Genomic DNA, 11,923 nt, shown 5'->3' with positions numbered 1-11,923 from the left:
GCTTGTCAAGGCCGCGGGACGCCCGGCTCAGGCTCGGCGGCGCGCCTCCGCATACTCCCGCGCCAACGCCTCGACGATGGCCGCCAGGGGCTCGACGGCCCGCACCTCGCCGACGCCCTGCCCTGCCGCCCAGACGTCGCGCCAGCGCTTGGCGGCCTCCTCGGGCGCGCCCAGATTGATCTCGGTCTTGGCCTTCAGGCCTTCGGAATCATAGCCCGCCGCCGTCAGGCTGGCCTTCAGCCAGTTGGCGGGGATCCCCGTCAGGGCGGCGGATGTGACGATGTCGTCGGCGCCGGACTCGATGAGCATCTGCTTGTAGCCCGGAACCGCCAGGCTCTCTTCGCAGGCGATCAGCCGGGTGCCGAGATAGGCCAGGTCCGCCCCCAGCACCTGGGCGGCCCGGATGGCCTGGCCCGATCCGATCCCGCCGCCCAGCACGATGGTTCCGTCGAACACCTCCCGCACCGCCGGCGTGAAGGCGAAGGCCGACAGGGGCCCCGTATGGCCGCCGGCTCCGGACGCCACCAGGATCAACCCGTCCACCCCGGTCCTGGCCGCCTTCTGGGCGTAGGTCAGGGAATTCACGTCGGCATAGACCACGCCGCCATAAGCATGAATCGCCTCGACCACCGCCGCTGGACTGCCCAGCGCCGTGATCACGATCGGCGGCCTGTGCTTCAGGACCAGTTCGAGCTCCTCCTCCCAGCGGGAATAGGAGCGGTGGACCATGATGTTGATCGCCCAGGGCGGCGCGTCAGCCGGTAGGGTCGCGGCGATCTGGCCCATCCAGGCGTCGAGATCATCCAGGGTCCTGGCGTTGTTGGCCGGGAAGGACCCGACGATCCCGGCCTTGCAGGCGGCCAGCACCATGTCGACGCCGGAGACCAGGAACATCGGCGCGGCGATGGCGGGAATCCGCAGGCGCTCGGCGATGCGTGTCGGCAAGGACATGCTCAGACGACTTCCGGCGGCTTGGGCGGCCAGGGGATGAAGCCTGACGTGCGACGCATATAGTCCTCGTAGCCGGGCTTGCGGCGGCGCATGCGGCCCTCGACGGTCGGCACGCCGCTCCAGCGGGTCAGGGTGAAGACCAGGTAGAGCGGGCCGACGATGGAGAACAGGCCGAGCGTGGTCTCTGCGGCCACCAGCCAAAGGCCGAACCAGACGCAGGCGTCGCCGAAATAGTTGGGATGGCGGGTGTAGCGCCACAGGCCCCTGTCCATCACCTGGCCCTCATTGGCGGGGTCCTTCCGGAACCGGACCAGCTGCCAGTCGGCCAGGCTTTCGAAGATCAGGCCCAAGACGGCAAGGCCCGCCCCGGCCAGGCCGAGGGCGCCGAGTTCCGCGGATTCGGGGGCGACCTGGCCCAGCTGGACCGGCAGGCAGACCAGCCAGAGCAGCGGCATCTGCAGCATGAACACCAGGCGGAAGGCAGCGTAGCCGTAGTTCCAACCGCGTTCGGTCTTGGCCTTGTCCAGCAGCCGCACATAGCGGCGGTCGGGACCATGGTCGCGCCAGCGCCACAGCATGTAGCCGCCCAGGCGCAGGGCCCAGGCGACGCAGATCGCCGTCAGCACCACCCGCCGCGGCGTGCCGCCGCCGGTCTGCAGGAAGGTCGAGACGGCCACCGCCCCCATGCCCAGGGCCCAGAGGCTGTCGACCGGCGTGCAGTCGCGCATGGCCACGCAGGCGGCCCAGGCCAGGACGAACAGGGCCAGGACGACCCCGGCGTTGATCGCCAGCACCACGACGAAATCCGGCATAGCCTCACCCCCGATTTGCCGCCCCGTTCAAGGGGACGATCTATTAGTCTCTCTATGCAAGTTAGTCAGGTTTCGCAAGGTTCGCACGCGAACTGGCCGTCAGCCCAGCGCCATGACGCCCTCGTCCGGCGCCTCGGCGAACAGCCGCTCCACCTGCTCGGCCCGCCGATCGATCACGGCGCGGCGATTGATCGTGCCCTTATCGGAGATTTCGTGAGCGTTGGCGCTGGGGGGTTCGGTCAGCAGCAGTGCGCGCTTCACCCGCGCCGCGCCGCCGCGCTGGCCGGTGTTGAACGCCGCCAGGCGCCGGGCGATCTCCGCGGGATCGGAGCCGGCCGTCGGCCACAGCATCACCCCCAGATAGGGCCGGCCGTCGTCGCAGAGCACCAGGTCCAGGACCAGGGGCGACAGGGTCTTGATCAGGCCGTCGCGCAGGAATCCGCCATAGACCCAGGTCCCGCTGGAGAGCTTGAACTCCTCGGCCGCCCGGCCGGCGAAGGCCAGGCCCTGGGTCGGGTCGGCCGGGTCGTGGAACACCGCCAGGTCGCCGGTGCGGTAGAAGCCCTCCTCGTCGAAGGCGAGCGCCGTCTTCTCCGGCTCATCGAGATAGCCCCGCGTCACGTTCGGACCCCGCGCCCGCACCTCATAGCGGTCGCCCACCGGAGCCAGCTTCAGGGTCGTGCCCGGCGCCGGCAGGCCGATGCCCACCTTATCGGTCTCGAAATGGATGACCATGAAGGCGGAGACGGTCTCGGTCATGCCGTAGCCGCTGGTCATCATGATGCGGCAGCCGGTCTCGGCCACCGCGCAGGCCTGCAGGCGGTCATGGACGGCCTGGGAGAGCCCTGCCCCGCCATAGAGCATCAGCCGCATCTTCCGGAAGAAGGTCGCCCGCAGCACCGGGTCCTTCTCCAGGGCGTCGGCCAGCATGGCGTAGCCCAGCGGCACGTTGTTGAAATAGCTGACCGAAATCTCCCGCAGATTGCGGATCGAGGTCTCGAACAGGCCCGGCGCCGGCTTGCCGTCGTCGACATAGAGCGTGCCGCCTTCCAGCAGGGTGGTCCGCAGGACGAAGGCCCCGGCCGCATGATGCCAGGGCAGCCAGTCCAGCATCACCTCATGCCAGCCCGCCGCCTCGCCGATGGTCTGCTGGCACTGGGCGCTGTTGGCGGCGAGGTTGTCGAAGGTGATCGGCACCACCTTGGGCAGGCCGGTGGACCCCGAGGTCAGCATCAGAGCGGCGCGGTCGTGGGGCTTCAACCTATCGATGGATCTGGCGACCTCGGGCGTCGCCACGGTGGCCAGCACCTCGGCATAGGACACGGCCGGTTTCGACACCCGCGAGGGGTCGGTGGTGACGAGCTTCGCTCCGCCCAGGTCCAGCGCTTCGAGCGCCCCGGCGGCCATGGCGCTGTCCTGGGCGAACACCACGGCGGGCTCCACCTTGGCGATTACGTGGGCGAGGCGGCCGTAGTCGCCGCCCAGGGCCGCATAGGTGACGCTGACCGGACAGGCGGCGCGCCCGGCGGCCTGGGCGGCGAAGCTCATCACCGCGAAGGCCGGCGTGTTACCGGCCAGGATCAGCACTGGGCCTGGCGGCGCCTGGTCCATCAGCCATTGGGCGGCCGCGTCCATGTCGCGCTTGAGCTGGGCGAACGAAGTGAAGACCCATGCGCCGTCCGCGCCCCGTTGGGCCAGGGCGGGCTTGTCGCCCGACGCCGCGGCCCGCCGCGCGAAGGCGGCGGGGATGTTGGCCTCATAGGCGCGCAGCGGGATCTTCGAGGTGATCAGGACGGTCCCATCGGCGCGCCGCTCGACCTCCAGGTCCACGGGCATCAGGTGGGCTTCGCGGAACGGCGCGGCCAGGGCGTCGGCGGGCATGGTCATGCGTCCATGGCCTGACGATCCGGGGCCAAGGTCGGGCGGCCGTCCATGAAGGCCGCGAAGGCCTGGTGGGCGTCGCCATAGGCCTCGCGCGGCTCGGCCCTCAGGGCGGTGTGGACCGCCGGTCCGATCGCACCCTCTTCCAGGGCCACGGGCCGACCCTCCACGGCGAAGGCCGCGCGAAGGCGTCCACCACCGCTGACCAGGGTCTGGCCGGTGACATCGCAGGCCTCGCTCACCAGCCAGGAGACCAGGGGCGCCACGGCCGCCGGGTCCATCCGTTCGGCCATGCCTGGCGGCAGATGCGGCTCGGTCATGGCCGTGAAGGCGTAGGGGGCGATGGCGTTGATGCGCACGGCGCGCAACGCCCCCTCGACGGCCAGTCCCCGGACGAGGCCGATCAACGCCGCCTTGGAGGAGGCGTAGCCCGTCATGCCGTCGCCGCCGTGCAGGCCGGCCGACGAGGTGCTGACCACGATCCGTCCAGCCCCCGACGCCGAGAGCGCCGGCCAAGCCGCCTGGATCAGGTGGAGGGCGCCGAAGAAGTTGATATCGAAGATCCGGCGGAAGCCGTCGCGGGTCTGCCGGTGCAGTCGAATGGTCTCCGGCACGCCGGCGTTGGAGACCACCGCGTCAAGGCGGCCGAACTCGGCGACGGCCTGGGCCACCAGCGCCTCGCCAGCCCCCGGGTCCTCGGCGGACTCCAGACTGGCCACGGCCCGGCCGCCCGCCGCGCGGATCTCGTCGACGACCGCCTCCGCGCTGGGCGCCTGGCCGCGGTCGCTCCAGCGATTGTTGACCACCACTGAGGCGCCGCGCTCGGCGAGATCCAGGGCGTAGGCGCGGCCCAGGCCCTTGCCCGCCCCGGTGACGATCACCACCCGCTCACGCATGTCCTGCGCGCGTCCGGCGCTCTCCGCGATCGTCTCTTGCATGTGGCGACCTCTCTCCCGAGACTGATCATCCACACTTCGTATCGTTATGCAAGTGACTGGCGGGAAACTAGCCGGCCGTCTCGAGCGTTCGGGAGGCCTCGGCCTCGATCACCTCGAAGGTCACGTCGTGCGCCTCCACCGGCTGGCTGCAGCAGGAGCAGGTGACCGCGGGCTCCAGGTCGTGTCCGTGGGCCTTATGGCGCAGCAGCAGCGGCGGGCCCTCGGGCGAGACGTAATATTTGTCGCCCCATTGCAGCAGCATGAGCAGGACCGGGTAGTAGTCGATGCCCTTCTCGGTCAGCCGGTACTCGGACCGCCGACCGCCCAGGTCGTGGGCCCGGATCACCCCGAAGGCGGTGAGCCAGGAAAGGCGCTCCGACAGGATGTTGGTGGCCATGGCCGTATCACGGTGGATTTCGTCGAACCGGCGCAGGCCCGTGAAGATCGAGCGCAGCACCAGGCTCGCCCACCTGTCGCCGGTGATCTGGGCCACGTCGACCATCAAGGAGGAAGAGGCCTCGGCGGCGTGGCGCTGCTGGCGGCGGCGGCTGTAGCGCGCGGCCATCCAGCCGACTCCAGGCCCCTCGGTCCAGTCCACATCGCGGGCGCTGATCTCGTCGCCGCATTTCAGGCAGGTGGGCACGGGCTCGAAGACCTGACCGCAGGTCCGGTGCCGCAGCCGCAGTTGCAGCTTGCCCTCCGGCGCGCTCCAGCGACGCTCCCAGCGCAGCATCATCAGGGCCGGCCAGTAGAGGTCGCGACCCTTGCGGGTCAGGCGGTATTCGAACCGGGGCGGCGACTGGCTGTAGAGCGCCTTCTCAAGGACATCGGCCGCCACCAACCGCTTCAGCCGGTCGCTGAGCAGGGTCTGCAGCAGGCCCGTGCGGGCGCGATACTCATCGAAACGCCGCGCCCCGATCCAGGAGGCCTCCAGGATCAGCAGGACGGAGGTGTCTCCAACCACCTCCAGCGCCCGCCAGATCGAGCAGGTGCGGATGAATTTCGGCGACGTCATGGGTCAGGCTTGCTCTTGAAGGCCCGGAAAACTTCAGGTCTCCAAGAGTCGCGGAACGGGTGTGACTATGCAAGCCGCATTCAGCTCGCCGCGACACCCGACAGGTCGCGCCGCAACACCTTGCCCAGGGGATTGCGCGGCAGGGCCTCAATGACCCGCAGCTTCTCCGGTAGCTTGTACGTCGCAATGTCGTGGGTCCGCAGGTGGGTGTTCAACTCATCCAGGGTCAGGTCCTGGCCTGGCCGCAGGGCCACCACCGCGCAGACCCGCTCGCCGAGCCGCTCGTCGGGATAGGCCACGCAGCCCGCCTCGCGCACCTTGGGATGGCTCTCGATCAGCACGTCCAGTTCGGCCGGCGAGATGTTCAGCCCACCGCGGATGATGATCTCCTTGCGGCGACCGACGAAGCGGTAGTAGCGACCGCCCGCCTCCGGCGCGATCTCGAACAGGTCGCCGGTACGGAAAAACCCCTCGTCGTCGAAGGCCTGGCGGGTCAGTTCCGGCGCCTTCACATAGCCGTCGAAGGTCATGGCCCCGGCGATGCGCAGCTCGCCCTCAACCCCCGGCGCGACGATCTCCCGGCCGGTCTCCGGATCGACCAACCGGGTGACGATCTTGCCCGGAAAATCCGCCCCCCAGTCCAGCCCCTCGACCCCGAACCGCGGGAAGAACCGCGCCCGCTGTTCCGGATCCGGTATCGCTCGTCCGGTAGAGAACAGCGAGGCGCCCTCATTGGAGCCGAACACGTTCATCACGGTCACGCCGTGGCGGTCCTGCCAGCCCTTCACCATCCAGGGCGCCAGCGGCGCCGAACCGGAGCCCAGGCAGCGCAGCCTGGAGAGGTCCGTGGCCGACAGCAGGGCCTCATTCTGCAGCAGCATGTTCAACACCGCCGGCGGGGCGACAGTGTAGGCCACGCCTTCGTCCTGCATCTGGGACAGGAAGACCGGCAGGTCGAAGGGATGATGCTGGACCAGCCGGCCTTGGCAGACCAGCCAGGGCATCACCATGCCCCCGATGGCGGCGATATTGATCAGGGGGAACGGGTTCAGGATGGTGTCGCCGGCCTCGAGCCCCGCAGCCTCCACGAGGCCCTCGCCATTGACCACCCAATGGTCGTGGTGGCGCGGGACGCCCTTGGGCGCGGCTTCGGTGCCCGAGGTCCAGCAGATGGTCAGCGCCTCGGCGGCGTCGAGGTCGGACGGCGTGGCGTAGGGCGCGGGCGCGGCCTCGGCGAGGAGGCTGTCCAGGGCGTGGGCCCCATCGGGCGCCTCGGCGCCGAGGCGAACAATCGCGGCGTCGGTCGCGCCCTGGCCCTTCAAATCCAGCAGCATGGCTGCGTGGTCGCAACCGTGGAAGTCGCCCACCGTTAGGTACAGCTTCGGCTCGATGATGGGCAGGATCTGGCGCAGCTCGTGGCCACGATAGGCCATGGCGACCGGGCTCAGGATCGCGCCCATGCGGGCGCAGGCCAGGAGGGCCAACACCCCTTCCACCAGATTGGGAAGTTGGATGGCCACCACGTCGCCACGGCCGACCCCGAGCCCTGCGAAGACCTGCGCCATGGCGTCCACCTGGGCGTCGACCTGGGCAAAGGTCAGCCGCCGCGGCGCTGTCCCCACCAGGGCTTGCCGGTTTGGCGCGTCGATCAAGGCTTCTGCGCCGGCGCGCGCGAAGACCGCCGCGCGGAACAGCGCGTCGACGGTCTGGCCCCGCCACCACCCCCGACGGCGGTATTCTGCAACGCGTTCGGGCGGACTAGGGCGCAAGCTCGCCTCCGGGTCAGGATGAGCGGCGGGTCGAGTCCCGCCTCGTCGCCAGCGCTCGCATAGTCAGTATCGTATTGCAAGTTCCCGCTGGACGGTTCCGAGCATGGACGTCCACGGAAGCGCGCTGGTGGGCCCGGTAGGACTCGAACCTACAACCAGACCGTTATGAGCGGTCGGCTCTAACCATTGAGCTACAGGCCCCTGCAGCGGCGGATCGTCGGGTTACCACGCCCTGCACGCGCCTTAAAGCCGCCGTTCAGGTTAGGTTTGTAACAAGCGGAACCGCCAGGGTCGGCTCGCCGTTAGGTCGAGGAGCCGGCTCCGGGCAAGTCTGCTCATCCCCGACTGGAGACATCCATGAAGACCCTCGTCCGCGCCGGCGCCCTGGCCCTGCTGCTCGCGACCGCCGCGGCCGCGCCCGCCGCCCTGGCCCAAACCCTGCCGGCTGGAGCCGCTTCCATGTTCAACGCCACCACCCTCAACCTCTCGGCCTATGGCGAGACCCGCGTCGCGCCCGACAAGGCCACGATCAATCTGGGCGTGGTGACCGAGGCTCCGACCGCCGCCGGCGCGCTCTCGGCCAATGGCGAGCGGATGAACAGCGTCATCGCCGCCCTGCGCAAGGCCGGCATCGCCGAGAAAGACATCCAGACCTCGGGCCTCAACCTCTCGCCGCAGTACGACTATGTGCAGAACGAGCCGCCAAGGCTGCGCGGCTACCAGGCCTCCAACCAGGTGACCGTGACCGTCAACGATCTGGCCAAGCTGGGGGCCGCGGTGGACGCCACGGTCAAGGCCGGCGCCAACCAGGTGAACGGCATTTCCTTCGGCCTGAAGGATCCTACCGCCGCCGAGAACGCCGCGCGCCACGAGGCGGTCAAGGCGCTCAGCGCCAAGGCCGCGCTCTACGGCCAGGCCACCGGCCACCGTATCAGCCGGCTGGTGTCGCTGAGCGAAGGCGGCGGCTATTCCGTCCCGCCGCCCATGCCGATGGTGGCCTATGCGCGGATGGAGAAGGCCGACTCGTCCGGCACGGCGATCTCGGGCGGCGAACTGCCTGTGCGGATCGACGTCACCGCCCTCTATGAGATGACCCGCTAGCCATCGACGGACGGCCGGTGCTTGCGCCGGCCGTCCGGACCGGCGACCCTCGACCGATCGGGAGGGGCGCCATGGATCCGTTCGAGCAGGCTTGGAGCAATCTGAGCGTCAGCCTGGAGGGCCCGGTCGCTTTGGTGCATCTCAATCGGCCCGCGGCGCGCAATGCGCTCAACACCGCCCTGATGGAAGAGCTCACCGCCTTCGCCCGGGCGATCCGGCGGCGCAGCGACCTCACCGCGGTGATCCTCACCGGGACCGACCGCTTCTTCTCGGCCGGCGCCGACCTCGGCGCCCAGGGCGAACGGCGCAAACCCACGCTTCTCGAGACCCGGCAGGCCGTGATGGCCGGCCCCGACATGTGCGAGGCCTGGGAAGAGATCGAGGCGGTCACCCTGGCGGCGCTGGAGGGCTACTGCATCGGCGGCGGCTGCGCGCTCGCCGTGGCCTGCGATTTCCGGATCATGGGCCAGGGCGCGACCCTGCGGCTGCCGGAGGTGCCTCTCGGCATCAATATGAGCTGGCGCAGCCTACCGCGGATCACCGCCCTGGTCGGTCCGGCGCGGGCCAAGCGGTTCGTGATGTTCGGGGAAGCGGCCTCGGCCGCCACCTGCCTGGACTGGGGGTTCTGCGACGAGGTGGTCGCCGACGGCGGGGCCCTGGCGGCGGCCCAGGCCTGGGCCGCCAAGCTCGCCGCCCTGCCGCCCCTGCCCGTACGTATGACCAAGGAGGCGATCGACGCGGTGACCAAGGCCGGCCATCACGCGGCGACCTTCATGGACCGCGACCAGTTCCTGTTGACCAGCCGCAGTTCGGATTTCCAGGAGGGCGTGGCGGCCTTTCTCGAGAAGCGGTCGCCGAAATTCACCGGAGACTAGAGTCCTGCCTCCTTGAAGGCGGCGTCCAGCTTGTCGGCGATCACCACGCCGGGGGGGACCTGATCGCCCTCCATCACCGCGGCGTAGACCATGTCGTGCCCCTCGATGGGGCCGGACGCCCAGGCCACAAGGCGCGAACCGTCGGGATTGCTGGGGCAGCTGGCGGTCATCGGGGTCCTGCCGGCGAGCGCGGCCTCCAGCAGGTCGTCCGGCGTCTGGGCCAGGCCGCCGCCGCAGGCCGGCAGCTTGCGACCGCAGACCACGTTGGAGCCGAAGCGGTAGACCGTCTTGCCGCCCTCAGCGATCAACACGCAGGTTCCGGGATCGCCGACCGCCTTGCCGACCGCCTCGTCCAGGACTGCCTTGTCGACTCCTTCGGGCGCGTTCGGCGTGCAGGCGGAGACGAGGAGCGCCGCGAGCAGGAGGCCTGCGGCGCGCCGGATCATGCGGCCAGCTTCACGTGGTTGCCGTCGTCCAACAGCACGACGGTGGGGGAATAGTTGCGGGCTTCCTCGGACGGCAGCATGCCGTAGGTCACCACGATCACCTTGTCGCCCTTTTGCACCAGGCGCGCGGCCGCGCCATTGACGCCAATGACCTTGGAACCGCGGGGGGCCTCGATGGCGTAGGTGGTGAAACGCGCGCCGGTGGTGATGTTCAGCACGTCGACCTGCTCGTGGGGCAGGATCCCCGAGGCGTCCAGCAGATCGCGGTCGATGGCGATCGAACCTTCATACTCGAGATCGGCCTGGGTCACCGTGGCGCGGTGCAGCTTGGCCTTCATCAGGGTCACCAGCATGGGCGGTCCTTCAACGTGCAGTGCACAATGCCCTCAAAATGAAGGGCCAGCGGATATAGCCGCGAAAATGAGGCGGTTCAATTGTCGCGATGCAACAAACCTGACCCTAGGTCAATTGGTCGCGTACCGGCGTTTGGCGAGGTCGAGAGCGGGATTCTCCAGCAGAATCGGCGGGATAGGCTCGCTGGCGTCTAGGGCCGCCCGATCACGTAGGGTGAGCTGATATTTTTGTGACCGCCCGCCCTAGCCGGCCTTCTCGTGCAGGAAGGCCGACATCTCATCCAGCAGCGGCGCCAGGCTCCGGAACGGCCGGGCGATGGCCTTCATGACGCCGTTGTGGTCCAGGCCCGGATAATGACGCTCCTCCACGCTCGCCCCTGCCCGGCGCAGGGCCGTGGCCAGATAGGCGGTGTCGCGCGGCGGCACTTCCGCGTCGGCCTCGCCCGTGGCCAGGAACATCGGCGGGGCGTCGGGACGGGCGTAGGTGGCTGGCTGGGTCGTCGCGAGATTCGTCTGTTGGCCGAACACATTGGTCGCCCCCGCCCCTTTCAGCGGCAGGAAGTCGTAGGGCCCGGCCAAGCCCGCCACCGCCTTGACGGTGCGCGGATCGACCCCGGCGGCCTTCAGATAGCGCTCGTCCAGCGCCAGCATGACGGCGTTGTAGGCCCCCGCCGAATGGCCGAGCAACACGATGCGGCCAGGATCGCCGCCATAGGCCGGGCCATGGTCGACCGCCCAGCGCACCGCCAGGGCGCCGTCCTCCAGGAAGGCCGGGAAACGGACCGCCGGATAGAGCCGGTAGTCGGGCAGCACGACGACGAAGCCCTTGGCCGCCAGGGCCCGGGCCGTCCACTCGTAGTCCTGCCGCCGCCCCGTCTCCCACGAGCCGCCGTAGAAGAACACCGCGATGGGCCGTGGCGCCTCGATGCGGCGCGGGGCGTAGACGTCGAGGGTCTGGCGCGCCGCGGTTCCGTAGGCCTGGCCCGTGGCGCTGCGCAGGGCCGGATCGTGCGGCACGAAGGTGTTGAACACGCCCAACGGCGTGCAGGCGCTGGCGAGCACGGCCGCCGCCGCGATCAGGCCCGCCCGCGCGGTCTGGTGGAACGGCCGGAGCGGGGCGTGAAGCGGCATGTCCCAGGGCTATCGGCGTTCCCGCCGCCCCGCAACCATCCGGGCCGCCGCCCGGTTGTGCGAAGGCGAAGGAGCCCATCCCATGACCACGCCCCAGCATTCCGGCGAAGCCATCACCATCCTCAAGGTCGATCCGCGCGACGACAGCGGTCTGGTCGTCATGTCCCCGAGCCAGGGGACCGACGGTCGTCTGGACGACCGCCATTCGGCCTATCACGACAACATCTCCCCGCCCCTGACCTGGAACGGGATCGAAGGAGCACAGAGCTACGCCCTGGTGGTCGAGGACCCGGACGCGCCGCGGGACAAGCCGTTCGTCCACTGGATGATCTGGAACATCCCGCCCGAGGCCGGCGGCCTGCCCGAGGGCGTGCCCCTGGCCCAACGCATCGATCCGCCCCACCCGATCATCCAGGGCCGCAACGACAATGGCGACTATGGTTGGTTCGGGCCCATGCCGCTCGCGGGCCACGGCCCGCACCATTACTACTTCCAGCTCTTCGCCCTGGATCAGCGGCTGGAGATGGATCCGGACACGCCCCTGGTGGAACTGCTCAACGTGCTGAAGGGCCATACCTTGGCCAAGGGCGAGATGGTCGCCACCTATGAGGCGCCCAGCCGGCAGTAGGGCTTGACGCGCCTAGCGTCACC

At 69.5% G+C, this 11,923-nt stretch carries 12 protein-coding genes and 1 tRNA gene; 3 read left to right on the top strand and 10 right to left on the bottom strand.

All coding sequences use genetic code 11. The features are described from left to right. Positions 1–27: 27 nt before the first annotated feature. From Q8Q88_RS07370 to Q8Q88_RS07340, 7 genes are all read right to left on the bottom strand, one after another. Positions 28–951, bottom strand: a complete 924-nt coding sequence (locus Q8Q88_RS07370) for a nitronate monooxygenase family protein (RefSeq protein WP_305674550.1) — start codon at positions 949–951, stop codon at positions 28–30. A gap of 2 nt (positions 952–953) precedes the next feature. After that, entirely contained in the window at positions 954–1,763 is an 810-nt protein-coding gene (locus Q8Q88_RS07365) for a DUF1295 domain-containing protein (protein ID WP_305674549.1), read from the bottom strand. A 99-nt stretch (positions 1,764–1,862) separates the two neighbouring features. Further along, positions 1,863–3,650 carry an AMP-binding protein gene (locus Q8Q88_RS07360; RefSeq protein ID WP_305674548.1) on the bottom strand — a complete coding sequence of 596 codons (1,788 nt, stop codon included), beginning with the start codon at positions 3,648–3,650 and terminating at the stop codon, positions 1,863–1,865. Then, positions 3,647–4,582, bottom strand: a complete 936-nt coding sequence (locus Q8Q88_RS07355) for an SDR family NAD(P)-dependent oxidoreductase (RefSeq protein WP_305674547.1) — start codon at positions 4,580–4,582, stop codon at positions 3,647–3,649. The genes Q8Q88_RS07360 and Q8Q88_RS07355 overlap by 4 nt, the downstream gene beginning before the upstream one ends. 67 nt (positions 4,583–4,649) lie before the next feature. After that, positions 4,650–5,597 carry a helix-turn-helix domain-containing protein gene (locus tag Q8Q88_RS07350; RefSeq protein WP_305674546.1) on the bottom strand — a complete coding sequence of 316 codons (948 nt, stop codon included), beginning with the start codon at positions 5,595–5,597 and terminating at the stop codon, positions 4,650–4,652. Between the two features lie 80 nt (positions 5,598–5,677). Beyond that, entirely contained in the window at positions 5,678–7,366 is a 1,689-nt protein-coding gene (locus tag Q8Q88_RS07345; RefSeq protein WP_305674545.1) for a class I adenylate-forming enzyme family protein, read from the bottom strand. A gap of 125 nt (positions 7,367–7,491) precedes the next feature. After that, positions 7,492–7,567: transfer RNA gene (locus Q8Q88_RS07340), tRNA-Ile, on the bottom strand. A gap of 156 nt (positions 7,568–7,723) precedes the next feature. Here Q8Q88_RS07340 and Q8Q88_RS07335 point away from each other — a divergent pair. Both Q8Q88_RS07335 and Q8Q88_RS07330 read left to right on the top strand, forming a co-directional pair. Next, positions 7,724–8,467 (top strand): SIMPL domain-containing protein, encoded by a 744-nt coding sequence (locus Q8Q88_RS07335; RefSeq protein WP_305674544.1) that lies wholly within the window; start codon positions 7,724–7,726, stop codon positions 8,465–8,467. Between the two features lie 71 nt (positions 8,468–8,538). Further along, positions 8,539–9,342: an enoyl-CoA hydratase/isomerase family protein gene (locus Q8Q88_RS07330; protein ID WP_305674543.1), complete on the top strand. Its 804-nt coding sequence runs from the start codon at positions 8,539–8,541 to the stop codon at positions 9,340–9,342. Here the strand turns inward: Q8Q88_RS07330 and Q8Q88_RS07325 are convergent. The 3 genes from Q8Q88_RS07325 to Q8Q88_RS07315 all read right to left on the bottom strand — a co-directional run bounded on the left by Q8Q88_RS07325 (position 9,339) and on the right by Q8Q88_RS07315 (position 11,272). Next, positions 9,339–9,788 (bottom strand): hypothetical protein, encoded by a 450-nt coding sequence (locus tag Q8Q88_RS07325; RefSeq protein ID WP_305674542.1) that lies wholly within the window; start codon positions 9,786–9,788, stop codon positions 9,339–9,341. The two genes, Q8Q88_RS07330 and Q8Q88_RS07325, sit on opposite strands and share 4 nt — an antisense overlap. Beyond that, complete coding sequence (panD, locus tag Q8Q88_RS07320) at positions 9,785–10,141, bottom strand: aspartate 1-decarboxylase (RefSeq protein ID WP_305674541.1); 357 nt, start codon at positions 10,139–10,141, stop codon at positions 9,785–9,787. Before panD ends, Q8Q88_RS07325 begins: the two co-directional genes overlap by 4 nt. A 243-nt stretch (positions 10,142–10,384) precedes the next feature. Then, the gene (locus Q8Q88_RS07315; protein WP_305674540.1) at positions 10,385–11,272 is read right to left on the bottom strand and encodes an alpha/beta hydrolase; all 888 of its coding nucleotides are present in this window, start codon (positions 11,270–11,272) and stop codon (positions 10,385–10,387) included. A gap of 82 nt (positions 11,273–11,354) precedes the next feature. Here Q8Q88_RS07315 and Q8Q88_RS07310 point away from each other — a divergent pair, with 82 nt between their 5' ends. Further along, positions 11,355–11,900 carry a YbhB/YbcL family Raf kinase inhibitor-like protein gene (locus Q8Q88_RS07310; protein ID WP_305674539.1) on the top strand — a complete coding sequence of 182 codons (546 nt, stop codon included), beginning with the start codon at positions 11,355–11,357 and terminating at the stop codon, positions 11,898–11,900. Positions 11,901–11,923 lie beyond the last annotated feature (23 nt).

Origin of the sequence: Phenylobacterium sp., assembly GCF_030697925.1 — a bacterium.
Classification (GTDB): Bacteria; Pseudomonadota; Alphaproteobacteria; order Caulobacterales; family Caulobacteraceae; genus Phenylobacterium.
Note: the sequence above shows the minus strand (reverse complement) of the source record. Positions and strands in the feature narration are given on the sequence as shown.

Coding starts and splice junctions, on each gene's coding strand:
- Q8Q88_RS07370 (WP_305674550.1), bottom strand. CDS start 951: ATGTCCTTGCCGACACGCATCGCCGAGCGCCTGCGGATTCCCGCCATC.
- Q8Q88_RS07365 (WP_305674549.1), bottom strand. CDS start 1,763: ATGCCGGATTTCGTCGTGGTGCTGGCGATCAACGCCGGGGTCGTCCTG.
- Q8Q88_RS07360 (WP_305674548.1), bottom strand. CDS start 3,650: ATGACCATGCCCGCCGACGCCCTGGCCGCGCCGTTCCGCGAAGCCCAC.
- Q8Q88_RS07355 (WP_305674547.1), bottom strand. CDS start 4,582: ATGCAAGAGACGATCGCGGAGAGCGCCGGACGCGCGCAGGACATGCGT.
- Q8Q88_RS07350 (WP_305674546.1), bottom strand. CDS start 5,597: ATGACGTCGCCGAAATTCATCCGCACCTGCTCGATCTGGCGGGCGCTG.
- Q8Q88_RS07335 (WP_305674544.1), top strand. CDS start 7,724: ATGAAGACCCTCGTCCGCGCCGGCGCCCTGGCCCTGCTGCTCGCGACC.
- Q8Q88_RS07330 (WP_305674543.1), top strand. CDS start 8,539: ATGGATCCGTTCGAGCAGGCTTGGAGCAATCTGAGCGTCAGCCTGGAG.
- Q8Q88_RS07325 (WP_305674542.1), bottom strand. CDS start 9,788: ATGATCCGGCGCGCCGCAGGCCTCCTGCTCGCGGCGCTCCTCGTCTCC.
- panD (WP_305674541.1), bottom strand. CDS start 10,141: ATGCTGGTGACCCTGATGAAGGCCAAGCTGCACCGCGCCACGGTGACC.
- Q8Q88_RS07315 (WP_305674540.1), bottom strand. CDS start 11,272: ATGCCGCTTCACGCCCCGCTCCGGCCGTTCCACCAGACCGCGCGGGCG.
- Q8Q88_RS07310 (WP_305674539.1), top strand. CDS start 11,355: ATGACCACGCCCCAGCATTCCGGCGAAGCCATCACCATCCTCAAGGTC.